Below are 402 nucleotides of genomic sequence, written 5' to 3'. Positions count from 1 at the left end.
CGATGCTGCACATACGATTCATCCGCTTGCAGGCTTGGGGATGAACCTAGGCCTAAAAGATGCCGCTTATTTAATTGAGTTACTAACAAGTGATAATAAAGAATTTGCCAGCACGCGTACTTTACGTGATTACGAGCGCACCCGTAAACTCGATGCGCAAAAACACATTGCCATGATGTACTCTTTAAAAGAGTTATTTGCCGGTGCTAACCCAATTAAAAAACTAATTCGTGGAGTTGGGCTTTCAATGGTTGATAACTTAGGCCCAATAAAGCATTTGTTTGCTAAAGAAGCGATAGGAAAGTAAGCGTATTATTAAGCGCACGAGTAAGCGAATAAAAAGCCGTGGTTAAATTTAACCGCGGCTTTTTATTACCTATGTTGAATTAAAGAGTTAAGTAA

Annotated in this window: 1 protein-coding gene; it reads left to right on the top strand. The window is 39.6% G+C overall.

Translation table 11 applies throughout. From position 1 onward, the window contains the following. Window positions 1-307 (top strand): FAD-dependent monooxygenase (locus AAEY62_RS20520; RefSeq protein ID WP_350636087.1); only part of this gene is annotated, 307 nt, incomplete at its 5' end. Window positions 308-402 lie beyond the last annotated feature (95 nt).

Origin of the sequence: Pseudoalteromonas sp. GW168-MNA-CIBAN-0100, assembly GCF_040309225.1 — a bacterium.
GTDB lineage: Bacteria > Pseudomonadota > Gammaproteobacteria > Enterobacterales > Alteromonadaceae > Pseudoalteromonas > Pseudoalteromonas arctica.
This window is presented reverse-complemented; position numbering and strand designations above follow the sequence as displayed.